Origin of the sequence: Motiliproteus coralliicola (assembly GCF_003345655.1) — a bacterium.
Classification (GTDB): Bacteria; Pseudomonadota; Gammaproteobacteria; order Pseudomonadales; family Balneatricaceae; genus Motiliproteus; species Motiliproteus coralliicola.
In genome coordinates, this window is sequence record NZ_QQOH01000006.1 from 103658 (window position 1) to 122098 (window position 18441).

Below are 18441 nucleotides of genomic sequence, written 5' to 3' on the forward strand. Positions count from 1 at the left end.
CAACAATAACAACGAACCGGACAAGCGCACCGACCCGGGCGGCCACAGGCTGCTCGATCGGCTAACGGCCAGAGACAAGCAATTTAATGGAGAACACCATGAGCCGTGCTACCCAAACCACCACTAGCGTACTGAGCGAATACCTCAGTGCGGAAGCCATCGGCAACCTGCTCAAGACGCTGGCGATCCCGGCCGCCGGGCTGCTGATTTTCCTGTTCATCTGGGCCAGCGGCGCCAAGAGCATCGACACCTCGCTGGGCCAGTTCCCGGGGCCGACCCAGGTTTACCAGCAGAGCGTCAACCTGATCGCCGAGCATAACGCCGAGCGTGACAAAGAGGTCGCCTTTTACGAGCGCCAGGAGGCCCGTAACGCCAAGAAGCTGGAGAAGAATCCCGACGCCAAGGTCAAGATCCGCCCCTATACCGGCAAGCCGACCTTTATCGATCAGATCGGCACCAGCCTGATCACCGTGATGGCCGGTTTCGTCGCCGCCTCGCTGATCGCGATCCCGGTCGGCATCCTGATCGGCCTCAACAGCGGTCTCTACAGCGCCCTCAATCCGTTGATCCAGCTGTTCAAGCCGGTCTCGCCGCTGGCCTGGCTTCCACTAGTTACCATGGTGGTCAGCGCCCTGTACGTCACCGACGACCCGCTGTTCGCCAAGTCCTTCGTCACCTCGATGATCACCGTCAGCCTGTGCTGCCTGTGGCCCACCATGATCAACACCGCGGTCGGCGTCTCCGGCATCAGCCAGGACCTGAAGAACGTCTCTCAGGTGCTGCGCCTGCCGTTCCTGACCCACGTGGTCAAGATCGTACTGCCCTCAGCGATCCCGATGATGTTCACCGGCCTGCGCCTGTCGCTGGGTATCGCCTGGATGGTGCTGATCGCCGCCGAGATGCTGGCCCAGAACCCGGGCCTGGGCAAATTCGTCTGGGACGAGTTCCAGAACGGCAGCTCCAACTCGCTGGGCCGGATCATGGTCGCGGTGCTGGTGATCGGCCTGATCGGCTTCCTGCTCGATCGCATCATGCTGCTGCTGCAGCGCAAAGTGTCATGGGATAAATCAGCCGTATTGCGCTGATCCGGATCGAAACAACAGTGACTCCCTCGATAGCGAAGAGCACAGGAGAAAGACTATGCAAACCCATCTAGATATCAGCCAGGTTTCGATCGAATTCCCGACCCCGAACGGCCCGTTCAAAGCCCTGGACGGGGTCAACCTGAAGATCGCCAAGGGCGAATACGTATCGCTGATCGGCCACTCCGGCTGCGGTAAGTCCACCGTACTGAACATCGTCGCCGGCCTGTACCAGGCTACCCAGGGCGGCGTGCTGCTGGATGGCCGCGAGGTCAACGAGCCCGGTCCGGAGCGGGCGGTGGTGTTCCAGAACCACTCGCTGCTGCCCTGGCTGAGCGCCTACGAGAACGTCGAGCTGGCGGTCAAGCAGGTGTTCAAGGGCAAAAAATCCAAAACCGAAATGCGCGACTGGATCGAGCACAACCTCAAGCTGGTGCACATGGAGCACGCCATGCACAAGCGCCCGGACGAGATCTCCGGCGGTATGAAGCAGCGGGTCGGTATCGCCCGCGCGCTGGCGATGGAACCCAAGGTGCTGCTGATGGACGAGCCGTTCGGCGCCCTCGACGCCCTGACCCGCGCCCATTTGCAGGACTCGCTGATGGAGATCCAGAACGAGCTCAACAACACCGTAATCATGATCACCCACGACGTCGACGAAGCGGTACTGCTGTCGGACCGGATCGTGATGATGACCAACGGCCCGGCCGCCACCATCGGCGAAGTGCTGGATATCGAGCTGGAGCGCCCACGCAACCGGATTCAACTGGCCGACGACCCGACCTACAACAGCTACCGCCAGGCGGTGCTGAGCTTCCTGTACGAGAAGCAGCGCAAGGTCGAGGACCTGGACCAGCATCGGCCCAAGGCTGACCCCGAGGAAAAGCTCGCTGACGACAGCGAAGAACCGGCTCGCGAAAGCGCCTGATCACCGATCAATAACGGAGCAAGTCAGTGAGTACCGACAAACCCCATCTGATCATTATCGGTAACGGCATGGCCGGCGGCCGCCTGCTGAGCGAGCTGCAGCAGCACTGTCCGGATCGCTACCGGATCACCGTGTTCGGTGCCGAACCGGGTGGCAGCTACAACCGGGTACTGCTGTCGCCGCTGCTCGGCCGCGAGATCGATACCGAAGCGCTGATCACCCATCGCCCGGACTGGTATGCCGACCAGGGTATTCAGCTGATCAGCGACTGCCGGATCGAACGGATCGAACCACAGCAACGTCGGCTGATCGATACCGACGGCCAAGCGTATCACTACGACAAGCTGGTACTGGCCACCGGCTCCGAACCATCACGACTGGGCGTGGCGGGCGAAACCCTGCCGCAGGTGATGGGCTTTCGCACCCTGGTCGATGTCGATCGACTGCAGCAGTTAGCCCGCAAAGACACACCAGCGGTGGTGATCGGCGGCGGTCTGTTGGGGCTGGAAGCCGCCGAAGGGCTGCGCCGCCTCGGTATGGATGTGACCCTGGTGCACCGCAGCCAATACCTGCTTAACCGTCAGCTCGATCAGGACGCCGCGTCATTGCTGCAGCAACAGCTCGAGTCCCGCGGTCTGAAGTTCGAGCTCGGTGCCAACACCGCCGCCTTTATCGGCCAACAATCCCTCGAAGCGGTCGAGCTGCAAGACGGTCGCCGACTGCCGGCAGCGCTGGCGGTGGTCGCCACCGGCATCACCCCCAACACCCAACTGGCGCGGGAGGCCGAACTGGCCTGCGATCGGGCCATTCAGGTCGACGCCCAGCTGCATACCTCCAGCCCCGGCATCTACGCCCTGGGCGAATGCTGTCAGTTCGAATCCCACTGCTACGGCCTGGTGGCGCCGATCTGGCGTCAGGCCGAGGTGCTAGCCAAGCATCTGGCCGGCGAGTCGATCCGCTATGAGGAGGTACCGGTCGCCACCCAGTTGAAGATCAGCGGTATCGAGCTGTTCAGCTGCGGCCGGATTAACACCGATAGCAACGGCGCCGTCGAAACAGACGGTTCGATCGAAACCCTGTGCTACCAGGACCCGGAACTGAACGACTACCGCAAGCTGCTGCTGCGCGACAACCGCCTGATCGGCGCGGTGCTGTACGGCGATGTAAGTACGGGTCAGTGGTACTTCGAACAGCAACAGCGCGGCACCGACCTGGGCCTCTGCCTTGATCAGTTGCTGTTCGGCCCCGATTACTGCGACGAGCTGCTGGCTGCTGCAACCGAATCGGCACTAGCCGCGCAGCCTTCAATCCACGAATCCTCATGCAATACAGATGACAATCCAGACACCCGACCTGCCCAGCCCGCCGCCAGTAATGCGGCCTGAGCCAACAGGATAACGACTACAGAAATAACGGAGTTCCCAATGAGCAAACAACAGATGATCGTGATCGGCAATGGCATGGTGGGGCACCACTTTGTCGAACAGTTCCTGGCCTCCGACGCCGCGGCCGATTACCAGCTGACAGTGTTCGGTGAAGAACCCCATGTGGCCTACGACCGGGTTCACCTGTCCGACTACTTCAACGGCAGCGATGCCGACGCCCTGTGCCTGGCCAAGCCAGGCTTTTACGACCAAGACGGCGTCACCTTGCAGCTCGACGAACAGGTCACCGGCATCGACCGTGACGCCAAGCAGGTGATCACCCCCAAAGGCCGCTACGATTACGATACCCTGGTGCTGGCCACCGGTTCCTACCCGTTCGTGCCGCCGATTCCGGGCAACGACAATGAAGCCGGGTTGGTCTACCGCACCCTCGACGATCTGGATGCGATCCGCGATGCTGCCGCACGCTCCAAGATTGGCGTAGTGGTCGGTGGCGGTCTGCTGGGGCTGGAAGCGGCCAACGCGCTCAAATCCCTCGGCCTCAAAGCCCATGTGGTCGAGTTCGCGCCGCAGCTGATGGGCGTCCAGCTCGACGGAGAAGCCGGTGAACTGCTGAAAAGCAAGATCGAGGATCTGGGCGTAACGGTGCACTGCTCCAAGGCCACCCAACAGATCGTCGCCGGCGACAGCTGCCGCTACAAGATGGAGTTCAGCGACGGCGAAGCGCTGGAGACCGATCTGATCGTGTTCTCCGCCGGTATCCGGCCCCAGGATGCGCTGGGGCGCGAGTCCGGCCTGGAGCTGGGCGAGCGCGGCGGCATCGTCATCGACAGCCAGTGCCGGACCAGCGACGAATCGATCTACGCCATCGGCGAATGCGCGCTCTGGAACGGCCAGATCTTTGGTCTGGTCGCCCCCGGTTACACCATGGCCAAGACCCTGGCGGCCTACCTTAACGACGAAGCCGCCGGCTTTACCGGCGCCGATATGAGCACCAAGCTGAAACTGCTCGGCGTCGATGTCGGCTCGATCGGCGACGCCCATGGCCGTACCCCCGAGGCGCTGATCTACAAGTACAGCAACCAGGCCGAAGGCACCTATCGCAAGCTGGTGGTCAGCCCGGACAACAAGCAGCTGCTGGGCGCAGTGCTGGTGGGTGACAACAGCTACTACGACACCCTGCTGCAGTACGCCCTCAACGGCCTGGAGCTGCCGGAGCAACCCGACAGTCTGATCCTGCCGGCGATGGAAGGCGCGGCCCCGGCGCTGGGCGCCGATGCACTGCCCGAAACCGCCACCATCTGTTCCTGCCTCAATGTCACCAAGGGCCAGATCGTCGAGGCGATCGATGCCGGTGCCGTGACCGTCGCCGACGTCAAGGAAGTCACTGCGGCCAGCACCGGCTGCGGCGGCTGTGCCGCACTACTGAAAAACGTGGTCGACAGCGAGCTGGAGCAGCGCGGCGTCGAGATCAGCAACGACCTGTGCGAGCACTTCGCCTATTCGCGCGAGGAGCTGTACCACCTGGTACGGGTCGAGGGTATTGCCAGCTTCGACGAGCTGCTCAAGCGCTACGGTAAAGGGCTGGGCTGCGATATCTGCAAACCCACCGTCGGTTCGATTCTGGCCTCCTGCTGGAACGACCATATCCACGAACTGCCCCATGTCGGCCTGCAGGACACCAACGATACCTTTATGGCCAACATGCAGAAGAACGGCACCTACTCGGTGGTACCGCGGGTACCCGGTGGTGAGATCACCCCCAAGCAGCTGATCGCGCTGGGAATGGTGGCCGACAAATACCAGCTCTACACCAAGATCACCGGCGGTCAGCGGGTCGATCTGTTCGGTGCCACCCTGAATCAACTGCCGCTGATCTGGGGCGAGCTGATCGATGCCGGTTTTGAGACCGGTCACGCCTACGGCAAATCACTGCGGACGGTGAAATCCTGCGTTGGCAGCACCTGGTGCCGTTATGGGGTGCAGGATAGCGTCGGCATGGCAATCCGACTGGAGAACCGCTACAAGGGCCTGCGTGCGCCCCACAAGATCAAGTTCGCCGTGTCCGGCTGCACCCGTGAATGCGCCGAAGCCCAAAGCAAGGACATCGGTGTGATCGCCACCGACAAGGGCTGGAATCTCTATGTCTGCGGCAATGGCGGCATGAAGCCCCGCCACGCCGACCTGTTCGCCACTGATCTCGACGACGCTACCCTGATCCAATATATCGATCGGGTGCTGATGTTCTACATCAAGACCGGCGACCGGCTGCAGCGCACCTCGGTATGGATGGAAAACCTCGAGGGCGGACTGGCCTATCTGCAGGATGTGGTGATCAACGACAGCCTGGGGCTAGGCCAGCAGCTCGAACAACAGATGGAACACGTGGTCGCCACCTACCAGTGCGAATGGAAGAGCGCCATCAACGACCCGGAGAAACTCAAGCGCTTCCGCCAGTTCGTCAACGACGAGCGTGAAGATCCAGACCTGCAGGTGGTCGAAGTGCGTGATCAATTGATCCCGGCCTGAACGCGATAGAACAAGAGGAACTGAAGATGAGTAACCCAACCGAACTCGAATGGCTGAGCCTTTGCGACAAAGACGATCTGATACCCGGCTCCGGTATCGCCGCCTGGCTAGACGGTGAACAGATCGCGCTGTTCTACCTGCCCGGCATCGGCAACGAAGTCTTTGCCCTGAGCAATCACGACCCGATTGCCAACGCCAACGTGATCGCCCGCGGCATCACCGGCAGCCTTGAGCAGCAGCCGGTGGTCGCCTCACCGCTGTACAAACAGCATTATCGACTCGATGACGGCAGCTGCCTGGAACAGCCGGAACTGACGCTTAAATGCTGGCCGGTCCGGCTCAGCGGCAACCGGGTTGAGATCGGCAGCGACAGCCCTCAAGTCAACGCGGCATGATCCGGGATTGAAAGGGGCCAACCAAAGGCTTATAACCCTAGCTTTAAGCGCCCGCAGGGATCGCGGGCGGCAACCGAAGCGGGGATAGAGTTCTGAAACTGCTGCTGCGTCTGATGCTGAGTCTGGGCGCGCTGGCACTGGCCGGCGCGATCGGTTTATGCTGGCTGCTGTTCAGTTTGACCGACGACCAGCCCTGGGTTGAGCCGCCTGCCGCCGCCGAGCCGAAGCAGGCGTACCACGCCAAACAGCTGGCCAAGCGCACCCTCCGGTTGATCCAGCGCCAACACCCGGATCGACTCGAGGTCAGCCATACCGAACTGCAGAGTCTCAGCCGCCTGCTGGCCCGCGCCTACCCTATCTACAGTCGCTTCAACCCGACTCCGGACGGGCTCTGGGTCAGCGCCAGTGTTCGGTTGCCCGATAACCCGTTCGGGAAATTTCTATCGTTGCAGCTGCAGTTGCCGGTATCACCAAATCAGCTGCGACTGACCGACCTGCAGCTGGGCCAACTGCAACTGCCCGACAGCTGGACCCAACGATTACTGCCGTCATTGGTAAAGCTGGTACTGGGCCAGCAACAGGGACAGCTACTACTGGACCTGGCTCGGCTGGAGCAGATTCAGAATGATCAACTGCAGCTACGGATTCAGCCCCCCGTCGAGCCGGAACGCCAACTGAGCCGACTGTTGGAGCGATTGCGCGGCTTTGATGATGACCTGGGATTCGAACCGGCCTGGGTCGCCAAGTACTACGATGAGCTACTCCTGCTCGGCCAAGGCCTCGAGCCGCGCAAGTGGGTGTCGTTGAACTACTTCCTGGCGCCGCTGATGCGCAGCGTGCAGCAGCAAGCGCCCGATGGTGAGCAACACCTACATGCCCGCTCGGCAATTCTGGCGCTGTCGCTCTATCAGGGGAGTTTCCGTTTCGAGCAGTTGACCGGCCCGGTTCTGAGCGAGCCGCAGCGTCGTCAACGCCCCCACTACCGCACTCTACTGCGGGGCCGGATCGATCTGCGTCAGCACTTTGTCTATTCGGCCGCGATTCAGGTACTGGCCGATGCCGGCTCCAGTTACGCCATTGGTGAGTTCAAGGAGTTGCTCGACAGCGTGGCCGGCGGCAGCGGTTTCAGCTTTGCCGACCTGGCTGCAGATCGAGCCGGAACCCTGTTCGCAATGCGCGTCAGCCGGGATCCTCAACAAGCCGCCGAACTGTTGACCCGGCTCGATCAGCCGTTACGCGAATCCGATTTGATGATCTCGATCGACCGGCTGCCGGAAGGGCTCACCGAAGCCGAATTTCAGCAGCGCTACGGCGATATCAACAGCGAAGCCTATCGTCGTATGACCGAGCAGATCGACCAGCGGCTGCTGGCCTTGCGCCTCTATCGGGATAGCCAGCAGCAATAGCGGCCCTTGTCCCAGCGGAATAGCCTTTAGTCGATCCTTAGTCGATCCAGCCTAGTCAATCCAACCGCCTAGGACCTGCAATGGCTGGCCGCCTTCACCGTCGGTTATCCAGACCGCCAGTGCCTGCTGCTGACCGTCCAGCTTGGGTAGCTGAAACTGCCACTCCCGCTGGCCTTGCTGCTGTTGCAATGATAGAACCACAAACTGATGCTCCAACCGTCGGCCCCGGTTCTCCCCCCGGGACACATCGCTGCCCAGATCGAACCCCAGCAGCGCCACCTGAGCCCGGAGATTGGATGGGGCCTGCGAGTTGTCAAAGCGAACCCGCAACTGATCACCGTCCAGCTCTGCCGTTAACAGGCCGCCATCGCGACGCGGCGGCAACGGCCAGTCCTCGCCACGGAAGAAGCCCCGCCACTCCTTGCCATCGACCACGAACGCCGGGGTATAGACCGAACGCAGTTCACCCCTTGAGCGCTTATCCCGCTGCCGCTGGCTGAAACGCGCGTCGGCGAACGGGTCCTGCCAGCCCAGGTAATCCCAGTAGTCGACATGAAAGGCAACGGGCACAAAGCGACGCCAAAGCTGCGGATGCTCGATCAGCGTCGACAGGCGCTGATCCGCCGGCGGGCAGCTGGAGCAACCTTCTGAGGTGAACAGCTCAACCAGTTGGGGCGGCTCTCCCTGCTGCTGAAAACTCTGGGCTGCAGCACTCAACGGCATCAGCAATAGTCCTGCAACCAGCAGCAACGACCAGTCTTTACTAAATAACAACACATCCAACTCCTCCTGACGGGCTCTATCATGCTGACGCGGCAACCAAGAAGAAGTTACAGCGCAAACCCTCAATGAATGATTGCCAAAGCCAGACCAAATTCGTGATACTTCGGCGCCTCCCTTCAGAATACGGATTGATTTAGAGAACGGATTCAGATGCTGCACACTTTTATCGACACCACCCTGCTGGCACTGTTTATCCCGACCTTTCTGTTCGTGTCGATCACCCCCGGCATGTGCATGACGCTGGCGCTGACGCTGGGAATGACCATCGGCGTGCGCCGCACCCTGTGGATGATGCTGGGCGAGCTGGTCGGTGTTGGGTTGGTGGCGGTGCTGTCGGTGCTTGGCGTTGCCGCGCTGATGCTGCAGTACCCGCAGGCATTCTCGCTGTTCAAGTGGGTCGGTGGCGGTTACCTGTTCTACATCGGTGTTCAGCTGTGGATGTCACGGGGCAAAATGGCGATCAGTCACAACAACACCGAGGTTAATCGGTCCTCGGCCATGCAACTGATCACCCAAGGCTTTGTCACGGCCGTGGCCAACCCCAAGGGCTGGGCCTTTTTTGTGTCGCTATTACCGCCATTTATCAGTCAGCAGCACCCGATGGTGCCGCAGATCAGCATTCTGGTGGCGATGATCCTGCTGATCGAACTGCTCTGCCTGCTGCTCTATGCCACCGGCGGTCTGACCCTGAGCCGGTTTTTGCAGAAGAGCGGTAATGTGCGCCTGATGAATCGATTTGCTGGTAGCCTGATGATGGGCGTGGGGGTCTGGCTGGCGCTGGGCTGATCGGCCTCGACACCCTGCGCCTGATCAAACTTTGATCAATAAACTACGCTTGTAGCATCAACAGCGAGAGACAGCGTCGCTTTTATTCCATACAGTTAAGGATCAGTTGTTAGGAGTGGTTGCTATCGTGTTTCGACCTTTTACCCTTACCGCGCTAATCGTGACGCTGGGAATCAGCCCACTATCTTTGGCCGCCTACACCAAACAGGATATTCCTGATCTGTACGAGCAGGCCCTGATTGAGCTGGAGAACGGAGAGGCTTCCAGCGCCGAGATCCATCTCAAGAACGCCCTGCAGGTCGCTCCGGAATTCCTGGCCGGTCATGTGTTGCTGGGACAGACCTATCTGGACCAAGGCCGGCCGGCCCTGGCACAGAAGCAACTGGAACGGGGACTCGAGCTGGGTGCCGACCCGGCACTGATCATGGAACCGCTGGCCAACGCCCTGTTGGCCCAGAAAAAGTTCGACCTGCTGCTCGATATCGTGTATCCGGCTGATTTCAGTGCCAGCCTCAACGCGAAGATACTGGTCTATCGGGGGCGGGCGAATCTCGAACTGGCAAACTATAACGAAGCCGAGCTGGCCTTCCGTGACGCGGCCCGGATCGATGTCACCAATCTGTCGGCTCTGCTGGGTCAGGCCCGGGTTCATCTGGCCCGACACAGTTTTGACCAGGCCAGCAGGATCGCAGATCAGGCCCTAGCCACCGAACCGGACAACGCCGAAGTCTGGTACCTGCTGGGGTCCATTGCCCATGCCAAGAAACAGTTCAAGACCGGGATAGAGCACTACGGTAAAGCTCTGTCCCTCAACCCGGATCACTATCAGGCGAAGCTGTCGCGGATCGGGGTCTATCTGGATACCGGATTGGTGCAGGAGGCCCTGAAAGACCTGCTCGAACTGCATGAGCTGGCCGCCTTTGACCCTCAGGTATCCTACCTGCTGAGTGTCGCGCAGCGTCGTGCCCGGCTACCTGACCAGTCAAAGGAGAGCCTGGGCAAAGCCCGTGACACCATTGAATCGCTACCGGCCGAAGTCACCAGCGCCCACGGGCCCAGCCTGCTCTTATCAGGCATGATCTACTACGATCTGGGTGAGTGGCAGAAAGCCGTAACTCAACTGGATACCTATGCCAAACGCTATGCCAGCGCCCTGAGCGTCGGAAAGCTGCTCGGCTCTGCCTATCTGAAACTGGGTAATCTGGACGCGGCGATCAGCAACCTGGAAAAAGCCCAGCGTACCCAGCCAAAGGATCTGCAGCTGCTGTTGATGCTAGGCGATGCCTACCTGAAAAAGTTCAAGCATTACAAAGCCTCGGTAGTCTACGGCCAGGCCCTGACACTCTCACCCGGCAACCCGGAAGCCGGTAAAGGTTTGGGGCTAAGTCAGATCCGGATGGGAGACCGTGGACCGGGCCTAGAGACGCTGCGCCAGATCTATCAGCAAAGCCCCAATGCCACCGAAGCCGGGGTGATTCTGGCAGTCACCCTATTGCAGGATAAGGCCTACGCCGAAGCGATTCTGGTTGCCGAAGAGCTGTTGCAGAAGTCACCGGACAACCTAGTGCTAAAAAATCTACTGGCCAGCGCCTATATCGCCGTCGACAAACCTCAGCAAGGGCGCGAACTCTATCAGGCGATTCTTCAACAACAGCCCGATTTCAAACCGGCCAGAATCAACCTCGCCAAGCTGGATCGAGTGGAAGGTAAGCTAGAGAGCGCTCGACAGCGCCTCGATGGTTTGCTACTGGACGAGCCCCAGAATACCCTACTGATGCTGGAGATGGCCCGTATCTATGATCAACTCAAGCAAAGCGATCAGGCCGTCTCCTGGCTAGAGAAAGCCTACGCCAACAACGTCAATGACACCGCTGTCGGCAGCTATCTGGTTCGACTCTACCTGCGTAGCGGCCAGGGTGACCAAGCACTGGAGCTGGCCCGAAAGCTAGCATCGGACAACCCCAACGACTGGCGCGCCACCCAAGCACTGGCCCTGGCGTTATTGGATAGCAAGGAACTGGAAAGCGCCCGCGGCAAACTCAAGCAGCTATCACTACAATCCGGCTACGACGCCGGCCAGCTCCTAACCACCGCCGATCTTCAGCTTCGCGCCCGGGATATATCCGGGGCCATTTACAGTCTCTCCAAGGCGATCAAGGCAGAGCCCGGACAACTCGCCACCCGCCAACGCTATGCCTCATTACTGTTGCAGCAACGTCGAATGGAGGAGTTTAACGAGGAGCTGGAATACCTGCGCCAAGCGCACCCCGATCATCCCTCCACGCTGGTTATCGAAGCCGACCTGCTGGCCAGCCAGAGACAGTTTGAACAAGCGCTAGAGTACTATCGGCGCGCCCTGACAAGAGCCCCAAGTTCATCCACCGCGCTTAAAGTCCACCGCACCCACCTTGCTGCCGGTCAACCCCAACAGTCGCTGCTATTTCTGCAGGATTGGACCCGGCGCTACCCACAAGATCTACGCACTACCGAAGTCTTGGCTCAGGGCTATGTGCTCAGCGGCCAATACCCAAAAGCCCAGCAGCTGTTTGAGCGGTTGCTGGCCAACGGTGCCCAGACCGCACCGATCCATAACAACCTGGCCAACCTGTACCTGAAGCAGGGCGATCCCAGGGCGTTGGAACATGCCCAGAAGGCTCAGCAACTGGCACCGAACGACCCCAGTACCAACGACACCCTCGGCTGGGTACTGGTCAACCAGGGCAAGCTCAGTGAGGGTCTCAAATACCTCCGCGACGCCTCGGTTCGCTCGGCCAACAACCCAGAAGTGCTGTTTCATATTGCAGCCACCCTGTATCAACTGGATCGGGGTGATGAAGCCAGACGAGCGCTAAACCGAGCCATGGCCAGCGGACATCGCTTTGACGGATACGATCAGGCGCTGGAGCTGCGGGGCCTGTTGGCGGACAACCCGCCGCAACAGGAACGTCAGCGTTTTTTACACATCAATGAGTTACCGCAAAACGAAAAGCAGTAACTTATTGAATAAAAAAACCATTTGAACAAGGGAACGTATATTGCAGGGAAATTTATCACCCAAGCAGAAGTACTGAAGTTTCGCGCCAAGCTTCAAGGAAAGGACTATGAAAAAACTGTTAACTCCCGCCGCCAGCAGCCTTGCACTCGCTGCAACCCTGCTGTTTAGCGGCCAGGCTCAAGCCGCCATGCAAACCTGGCAATGGTCGTTTACCGACAGCGCCTGCGGAAGCTCCGACAACAGTGTCTGTAATGGCGATACCGCCAGTACCTACGGCGATACCTGGACTCAGGACAGTACGGCTGGAAGCGGCCCGGATGTCACCACTCAGGCTTGGTCCGATACCAACGATGTCGGCGGCGATGATCAGTTTGAGACCGCGCGGCTGCAGCATTATTCCGATAGCGGCATCGGCGTGGTTAATCGGGAAGAGACCCTTGGCGACGTACCGGACCATGCCTTTGGTGACTCCTCCTCTCCGACCGGAGATACCTTCGATAACATGGACGCCGTGGTGTTCAGCTTCACCGAAGATATCACCCTGGATTATGTCCGTTTCGGCTGGTGGTCCGGCGACTATGACTTCTCACTGCTAGCTTGGACCGGCGGTGCAGGCGGGCCTGGCGATCTGACCGGTGGCACCTACGAGGGCCTGGTCAATGGTGGCGGCTGGAGCCTGGTCGGACATTACTACGACAGTGAAAGCACCAGCATCGGCAGCGATGTACAATTTGATGTCAATGCGGGCGGCATCTCCAGCAGCTACTACATGCTGTCGGTACTGAACCCTGAGCTCAACACCGGCACCTGTAGCAGCCCATCCCGTAGTTGCGCACCCGACAGCTACGGCGGCAATGATTTCTTCAAGCTGCATACGGTTGGCGGCTATACCCACGACGATCCGCCCCCTCCTGGGGTACCGCTACCGGCGACAGCACTGCTGTTCCTGGTCGCCTTGCCACTGCTGCGGATTCGTCGCAAGCAAGCCTGAATCCCCTTCCCAGGCTGAAAAAACCGCTGCTAATGCAGCGGTTTTTTTATCGGGGAAAACAGTCATGCCAGCTTAGAGCTGCAATTGCTGCGATTCCGGCACCTGGTAACTGGCACTCCGCCCACTATCGTCAAAGCCCAGATAAACACACTGCAGCTGTAAGTCAGGATCATCGACCCCAGCATTGCCGTATAATCGATCTCCCAGGATAGGGAAGCCTAAGCTACTGAGATGGATACGTATCTGATGCTTGCGCCCGGTCTCCAGCCCAACCTCGACCAGGCTCAGCTCTCGCTCCGAATCATGGCCCAATCGACGGATATTGCTGATAGCTTCGCGCCCATCAACCGGTAGCTGGCAGCGTATCGGCTCTTCCGGGGCACAGCCCCGAACAACCGCCCGGTAAGTTTTCGTGACCTGACGTTGCTCGAACAGCTGAGTTAACCACCGCGCCTGCTGTTTGCTATGGGCCAGCAACACCAAGCCCCGTGTAGCGCGGTCCAGGCGATGGATAATAAAAGCCGGCCGTTCGGGCTTCAGCTTGGTTTCGGCCCAGCGATATAAGGTGGTGTGATCAGCGTATTTGGAGCCCTGGCAGAGCATCCCGCTGGGTTTATTCCAAACCGTATAACCACCCTCGTCGGCGATCAGAGCGGGCTCCAGCGGTACCTGCGCCAGCACGCTGGAATCGAAATAGAGATACAGCCGGTCGTGTAGATTCAACAATCGGGACGCACGGCGCAATCGCTGGGGTTGAGACTTCCCTCGGGAATGCCATACCGCTCCTTTTTGCATCGCGGCCTTGAGCTCAGAACGGGACAGGTCCCGACACTCGGGCATCGCTGCCAGCCAGTCGATCGCTTTTCGGTCCGGCTGATCGATCCGAACCATCTGTTGAAATCGTTGAACCATGACCATCCAATAAGAAAGTAACAGACACAAAAAAGCGGGCCGAAGCCCGCTTTAGATTACGTCGAGGAGCGATTAGCCCTCAAGGCCCTCGTCTTCACGCAGGTCCTTCATGCTCAGCTTGATACGGCCACGCGGATCAACATCCAGCACCTTGACCTTAACCATCTCGCCTTCTTTCAGGTAGTCGGTGACCTTCTCAACACGCTCGGTAGAGATCTGCGAGATGTGAACCAGACCGTCCTTGCCAGGCAGGATGTTAACGAAAGCACCAAAGTCGACGATACGCTCAACCTTACCTTCGTAGATCTTACCGACTTCCGCTTCAGCAGTGATCGCCAGAACCTTGTCGATAGCCGCTTGAGCGCCAGCCTTCTCGGCAGCGAAGATCTTCACGGTGCCGTCGTCTTCCAGATCGATAGAAGCACCGGTCTCTTCGGTGATGGAACGGATGGTCGCACCACCCTTACCGATCACGTCACGGATCTTCTCCGGGTTGATCTTCAGCTGAGTCATCGCCGGGGCGTTGTCGGACAGCTCAGGACGGGCGTAACCGATGACCTTGGCCATTTCACGCAGAATGTGCTGACGGGCGTCCAGCGCCTGCTCCAGCGCGATCTCCATGATCTCTTCGGTGATGCCTTCGATCTTGATATCCATCTGCAGTGCAGTGATACCGTTCTCGGAACCGGCCACTTTGAAGTCCATGTCACCCAGGTGATCTTCGTCACCCAGGATGTCGGTCAGTACGGCAAACTTGTCGCCTTCCTTCACCAGACCCATGGCGATACCGGCAACCGGACGCTTAACCGGTACACCAGCATCCATCAGCGCCAGCGAAGCACCACAAACGGAAGCCATGGAGCTGGAACCGTTAGATTCGGTGATCTCGGAGACAACCCGGATGGTGTACGGGAACTCGTCCTGGCTCGGCATCATCGCCTGAATACCACGACGGGCCAGACGACCGTGACCGATCTCACGACGACCGGCACCCATCATGCGTGAACACTCGCCTACGGAGTAACCCGGGAAGTTGTAGTGGAACAGGAACGGATCCTTACGCTCGCCTTCCAGCGCATCGATGATCTGCTGATCACGGCTGGTACCCAGAGTGGCGGTAACGATCGCCTGAGTTTCACCACGGGTGAACAGGGAAGAGCCGTGGGTCTTACCCAGCACGCCAACTTCAACTTCGATCGGACGAACGGTCTTAGTGTCACGACCGTCGATACGCGGCTCGCCGTTTACAACGCGGGAACGAACGATATTCTTCTCGACTGAAGCGAACAGTTTGGAAACTTCTTTCGGATCGTTAGCCGGCTCTTCACCGCCAGCCAGAGCCTCAACCGCCGCATCACGGATCTCACCCAGACGACCGTAACGGACCAGCTTCTCGCTGATCTGGTAAGCTTCGGTGATCTGCGCACCGTAACCGTCGATGATCTGCTGCTTCAGCGCGCTGTTCTCTTCCGGCGCCTGCCAGTCCCAGGTCGGCTTGGCATTTTCGGCGGCAAATTCGTTGATCGCTTCGATGGCAACCTGCATCTCGTCGTGGGCGAACAGTACCGCACCCAGCATCTCGTCTTCGGTCAGCTCTTCGGCTTCGGACTCAACCATCAGCACGGCATCTTTGGTACCGGCAACAACCATGTCCAGCAGTGAGGATTCCATCTGCTCGAAGCTCGGGTTCAGTAGGTAGCCTTCCTCTTCGTCGAAACCGACGCGAGCGGCACCGATCGGGCCGTTGAACGGGATACCGGAGATCGCCAGCGCCGCAGAGGTACCGATCATCGCGGCGATGTCCGGGCAGTTTTTCTTGTCGGCGGAAACCACGGTACAGATGACCTGCACTTCGTTCATGAAACCTTTCGGGAACAGCGGACGGATCGGACGGTCGATCAGACGCGAAGTCAGGGTTTCAAACTCGCTAGGACGGGCTTCACGCTTGAAGAAACCACCCGGGATCTTACCGACGGAGTAGGTTTTTTCCTGGTAGTGAACGGACAGCGGGAAGAACGGCTGGTCCGGACGGGCTTCTTTGTTACCGACAACAGTAGCAAGTACCTGGTTTTCACCCATGGTGACCAGAACCGCACCGGATGCCTGACGGGCAATACGGCCGGTTTCCAGCGTGACGGTCTGACCGCCAAACTCAAATGTTTTGCTCATTGGATTCAACACAATGAATTCCTCTCTCAATTACTTAAATCATCACTGATTGTCATTGTGCTCAGCGCTCTGCCTCGGGCTTTCGCCCCGCCTGCAAACCGTACTCTGATGGCGCCTCTTTCAAATAGATGCCTTGGAAGCGACATGAAAGTACGGGCTGATCAGCAGATGTTGAACACTTACCGGAGAGACTCTGCCTCTCCCTAAAAACAAAGGCCCTGACCTTTCGGTCAGAGCCCCTGCAGGACCCGCTTAGCGACGCAGACCCAGACGACCGATCAGCGTGGTGTAACGCTGGGCGTCTTTGCGCTTCAGGTAGTCCAGCAGCTTACGACGCTGGTTAACCATCCGGATCAGACCACGACGTGAGTGGTGATCCTTCTTGTTAGCCTTGAAGTGCGACTGCAGACCTTCGATGTTGGCGGTCAGCAGGGCTACCTGTACTTCAGGAGAACCGGTGTCGCCTTCTTTGGTCTGGTAATCAGCCAGGATGGCCGCTTTCTGTTCGGCGGATAGTGCCATGGTATAGCTCCATTAAAAATATGCACACACGCGCTACCCAAAAGGTGACGTGCATTGGTTAAACAAACGACGTACCGTGCATATTTACAGTACGACGCGACAAGTCCTCTCAGCCTTATACTAAGAGGATTGAATCAGACGCCGGGGAATCAAGACCCCGTTATCTGAAACCTGCCCCAACCCGAGAAAGCGCCCTTCAGTTGCGCCATTGTCAGGTTCGGAAAAAATCAGTACCGGATCGGCAGTCGCGGCCCCACAACGAATCTTCTGCCCATGCCCCAGCCTTACGGCCTGTTCGGCATCGACAATCACTCGCGGCAGATCGGCCACGGCGGTCCAGGGCGCTAATAATAACGCATCCAGCGCCTTCAGGTCGCGCTGTTTTTCGTCATCTGCAGCCGTATCTGTTTCTGAAACAGTCGCGATCTCTTCAATCGCTTCAAGGCTCAGCATCATATCGGCCTTGTAGGGGCCGGAATCGAGCCGACGCAGCATGCTGACATGGGCGCCGCATCCCAGAAGCAATCCCAGATCCTCGACAATCGATCGGATATAAGTGCCCTTGGAGCAATAGACTTCCAGATCCAGTTCGGCCTGCTCGGGACGGTAATCGAGCAGCTCGATATGGTGAATTGTCACCCGTCTCGGCTTAACTTCGACCTTTTCACCACGACGCGCCAACTTGTACAGCGGCTGGCCCTTGTGCTTGAGGGCCGAAAACATCGACGGTACCTGCTCGATCTCACCGCTGAAATGCTGCTCCAGCAACCTCAGAATCTGCTCACGGGAATAGTCGCCAACCGGTCGGGTTTCGACCACTTCACCATCGGCATCACTGGAATCGGTTCGAATACCCAACTTAGCGGTGGTGCGATAGCGTTTGTCGGCATCGAGGAGGAACTGGGAAAACTTGGTCGCCTCCCCCAGACAGATCGGCAGCATACCGGTCGCTAGCGGATCCAGCGCCCCGGTATGACCCGCCTTGGCAGCACCGTAGAGGCGCTTGACTCGCTGCAGCGCGTGATTGGAGCTGATACCGCCGGGTTTATCCAGCAACAGCACTCCATCGATCGCGCGGCCTTTACGGCGTCGGGCCAATTTAGCCTTCCCCGCCGTTGTTGTCAGAGGAAGTGTCACTGGAGCTGTCGGCACCGGCATCGCCGCGATCGCCTTGACGCTGCTTGTCCTCGGACACCGCCTGCTCGATCAGCGAGGACATGTAGTTGCCCCGCATCACGGACGCGTCATAGTGGAATCGCAGCTGCGGTACGACCCGCATCTTGATCGCCTGAGCCACCCGCCCCCGTAGGAAGCCGGCAGCACGGTTGAGGATCTTGACCGACACCTCGCCTTGAGCCTGCGCCTCTTCGTTACCCATCACGGTCACGTAGATGTCGGCGTAGGACAGATCGCGGGACACTTTGGCCCCGCTGACGGTCACCAGACCCAAACGTGGATCTTTGACCTCTTGCTGGATCAGCTGAGCCAGCTCACGCTGGAGCTGCTCGGCGATCCGTTGGGTACGACTGAACTCTCTGGCCATAATGACTCCAGCTAC

At 59.2% G+C, this 18441-nt stretch carries 15 protein-coding genes; 9 read left to right on the forward strand and 6 right to left on the reverse strand.

Going from position 1 to position 18441, the window contains the following annotated elements:
* Positions 1–98 precede the first annotated feature (98 nt).
* From DV711_RS18395 to DV711_RS18420, 6 genes are all read left to right on the forward strand, one after another.
* The gene (locus tag DV711_RS18395) at positions 99–1085 is read left to right on the forward strand and encodes an ABC transporter permease (RefSeq protein ID WP_114697214.1); all 987 of its coding nucleotides are present in this window, start codon (positions 99–101) and stop codon (positions 1083–1085) included.
* Positions 1086–1140: 55 nt separating this feature from the next.
* Complete coding sequence (locus tag DV711_RS18400) at positions 1141–2010, forward strand: ABC transporter ATP-binding protein (protein WP_114697215.1); 870 nt, start codon at positions 1141–1143, stop codon at positions 2008–2010.
* 26 nt (positions 2011–2036) lie between these two features.
* Positions 2037–3395, forward strand: a complete 1359-nt coding sequence (locus DV711_RS18405) for an NAD(P)/FAD-dependent oxidoreductase (protein WP_243633885.1) — start codon at positions 2037–2039, stop codon at positions 3393–3395.
* Positions 3396–3434: 39 nt separating this feature from the next.
* On the forward strand, positions 3435–5924 hold the full coding sequence (gene nirB, locus DV711_RS18410) for a nitrite reductase large subunit NirB (RefSeq protein WP_114697216.1): 2490 nt from the start codon (positions 3435–3437) through the stop codon (positions 5922–5924).
* Between the two features lie 26 nt (positions 5925–5950).
* The gene (gene nirD, locus DV711_RS18415) at positions 5951–6319 is read left to right on the forward strand and encodes a nitrite reductase small subunit NirD (RefSeq protein WP_114697217.1); all 369 of its coding nucleotides are present in this window, start codon (positions 5951–5953) and stop codon (positions 6317–6319) included.
* A gap of 113 nt (positions 6320–6432) precedes the next feature.
* Positions 6433–7725 (forward strand): YfiM family lipoprotein, encoded by a 1293-nt coding sequence (locus DV711_RS18420; RefSeq protein WP_114697218.1) that lies wholly within the window; start codon positions 6433–6435, stop codon positions 7723–7725.
* Between the two features lie 51 nt (positions 7726–7776).
* Here DV711_RS18420 and DV711_RS18425 read toward each other — a convergent pair whose 3' ends face one another.
* The gene (locus DV711_RS18425; protein ID WP_114697219.1) at positions 7777–8502 is read right to left on the reverse strand and encodes a DUF1223 domain-containing protein; all 726 of its coding nucleotides are present in this window, start codon (positions 8500–8502) and stop codon (positions 7777–7779) included.
* Between the two features lie 156 nt (positions 8503–8658).
* Here DV711_RS18425 and DV711_RS18430 point away from each other — a divergent pair, with 156 nt between their 5' ends.
* The 3 genes from DV711_RS18430 to xdp1 all read left to right on the forward strand — a co-directional run bounded on the left by DV711_RS18430 (position 8659) and on the right by xdp1 (position 13280).
* Positions 8659–9294, forward strand: a complete 636-nt coding sequence (locus tag DV711_RS18430) for a LysE family translocator (RefSeq protein WP_207802690.1) — start codon at positions 8659–8661, stop codon at positions 9292–9294.
* A 127-nt stretch (positions 9295–9421) separates the two neighbouring features.
* A complete protein-coding gene (gene prsT, locus DV711_RS18435) occupies positions 9422–12289 on the forward strand; it encodes an XrtA/PEP-CTERM system TPR-repeat protein PrsT (RefSeq protein ID WP_165840169.1) in 2868 nt (955 codons plus the stop codon).
* A 106-nt stretch (positions 12290–12395) separates the two neighbouring features.
* Positions 12396–13280 (forward strand): exosortase-dependent surface protein XDP1, encoded by an 885-nt coding sequence (gene xdp1 / locus DV711_RS18440; RefSeq protein WP_114697221.1) that lies wholly within the window; start codon positions 12396–12398, stop codon positions 13278–13280.
* A gap of 72 nt (positions 13281–13352) precedes the next feature.
* Here xdp1 and DV711_RS18445 read toward each other — a convergent pair whose 3' ends face one another.
* The 5 genes from DV711_RS18445 to rbfA form a co-directional block, all read right to left on the reverse strand.
* Complete coding sequence (locus DV711_RS18445; protein WP_165840170.1) at positions 13353–14192, reverse strand: pseudouridine synthase family protein; 840 nt, start codon at positions 14190–14192, stop codon at positions 13353–13355.
* 72 nt (positions 14193–14264) lie between these two features.
* Positions 14265–16361, reverse strand: coding sequence for a polyribonucleotide nucleotidyltransferase (gene pnp / locus DV711_RS18450; RefSeq protein WP_424398997.1), 2097 nt, complete (start codon positions 16359–16361; stop codon positions 14265–14267).
* Positions 16362–16613: 252 nt separating this feature from the next.
* Positions 16614–16883 carry a 30S ribosomal protein S15 gene (rpsO, locus tag DV711_RS18455; RefSeq protein WP_114697223.1) on the reverse strand — a complete coding sequence of 90 codons (270 nt, stop codon included), beginning with the start codon at positions 16881–16883 and terminating at the stop codon, positions 16614–16616.
* A gap of 120 nt (positions 16884–17003) precedes the next feature.
* Positions 17004–17981, reverse strand: a complete 978-nt coding sequence (gene truB, locus DV711_RS18460; RefSeq protein ID WP_114697224.1) for a tRNA pseudouridine(55) synthase TruB — start codon at positions 17979–17981, stop codon at positions 17004–17006.
* A 1-nt stretch (position 17982) separates the two neighbouring features.
* Entirely contained in the window at positions 17983–18426 is a 444-nt protein-coding gene (gene rbfA, locus DV711_RS18465; RefSeq protein ID WP_114697225.1) for a 30S ribosome-binding factor RbfA, read from the reverse strand.
* Positions 18427–18441: the final 15 nt, after the last annotated feature.